At 40.6% G+C, this 1,481-nt stretch carries 2 protein-coding genes; both read right to left on the bottom strand.

What is annotated here, in order from left to right; all coding sequences use genetic code 11:
• Positions 1–343: 343 nt before the first annotated feature.
• Positions 344–754, bottom strand: coding sequence for a hypothetical protein (locus tag A3756_RS01060; RefSeq protein ID WP_197470046.1), 411 nt, complete (start codon positions 752–754; stop codon positions 344–346).
• A 90-nt stretch (positions 755–844) separates the two neighbouring features.
• Positions 845–1,231, bottom strand: a complete 387-nt coding sequence (locus A3756_RS01055; RefSeq protein WP_068552689.1) for a VOC family protein — start codon at positions 1,229–1,231, stop codon at positions 845–847.
• Positions 1,232–1,481 lie beyond the last annotated feature (250 nt).

Raw genomic sequence — 1,481 nt, 5'->3', positions numbered from 1 at the left:
TACGTTTAAGTGTTTTCTTGTCTTGGCCTTGCCAGTAAACATAATCTGACTACGCCTCCGTAGTCGACGCTAATATTTCAATCATCGAGCAATCCATGCTCCTCTGTTTTGCCTGCACGATATTGCTGGATTGATTTACTTAGATGAGCGGCATTTGCAGGACTCTAGAGTAAATGCACTGGTTAGGCATTTTAATCGTCAATTAACAGATGCCCAAAATAAGAGAACACACCTATCATAACACCTGTGAATAGTTGTGCATGTACAAGATAGGACAATTTTTTCAACTCTCTTGGAGAGTATCGCCAGCTGATAAAAATACCGAATAGCCCTTGCCAGATTACTAGTGCGAGTACCGCAGGGAAAAAAGAATATGCATTGGTAAACCCATTAAAGCGATGTGCAGAAGTATTATAGCCACCGCACCGATACCGAAATATACATGCGTTCTATTTAATAGATTGATCAAACTATCTATAAGCGGCGGGTCAAGCTCTATACTGTATTCTGGTAAGAGCCTTTTAGCGATAGCCCCTTTTCCAAAAAACAATTTGATTAGAGTTCTGGCGTAAATGAATACGAGTAGCCATAAACCAATCTCTCCTAACCCTTCACCTATTTCAGCTAAAAATGTTTCACGCTCTTCAACTGGCGGGTAAAGGCTAAGGGCGTATATATAATATCCAATTGATAAGGCTACAGTGCTTCCTGTAAAAACAAGAATCTTTTTTAAACCCGTAGATACCGATTTCATTGTTTCATATTCCTAACGCCTACATTTGTGGCCGAACGAAGTGAGGTCCGGCCCAGCCGTTTTTTGGCTGGGCGATGCAAGATGGCCTTGTTACACGTTTTGATAGTTTGATACCTCGATAAGGTTGCCGTCAGGATCTCTAAAATATACTGACTCAACTTTACCTTTTGCACCTGTACGGCTTACTGGCCCCTCGATCACTGTAACGTCACAATTGTTTAAATGCTCGATAGCACTACCTATCGGGGTGGTAATAATAAAACATAAATCAGCACTACCTGATTTAACATTATTCGCTTTAGGTTCGAATTCACTGCCCAGTTGATGGAGGTTTATTTTCTGATTGCCAAATGACAACGCAACTCGGGACTCACCGAATATAACTTTTTCCATGCCCAATACTGATTGGTAGAAACTTACACTCTCCTCAATATCTTTGACGGTTAAAACTAAGTGATCAATTCTATCTACTTGCACAATACACCCTGTATTTTTTACATGTAACGCCTTTAGGTGCGGCTCGAACCCGAAGGCGAGACCGGTTGAACGCTTGGTTAGCTTCTATTTTTGGAAGATAGTAAAAACTTTCGTAAATCTCTTTCTTGCCTCAATACGTGAAGGATATAGACTGAGTCGCTATCTACTTTGTAGAAAACACGACAAGGATTTACTACAACTTCTCTATATTTAGAGTCGAAATTTCTTCAGGTACTCTGCCTGAGTCAGG

The organism is Oleiphilus sp. HI0086 (assembly GCF_001635225.1).
This window is presented reverse-complemented; position numbering and strand designations above follow the sequence as displayed.

What these genes read in the sequence shown, in the direction of transcription:
- A3756_RS01060 (WP_197470046.1), bottom strand. Translation starts at nt 754, where the DNA reads ATGAAATCGGTATCTACGGGTTTAAAAAAGATTCTTGTTTTTACAGGA.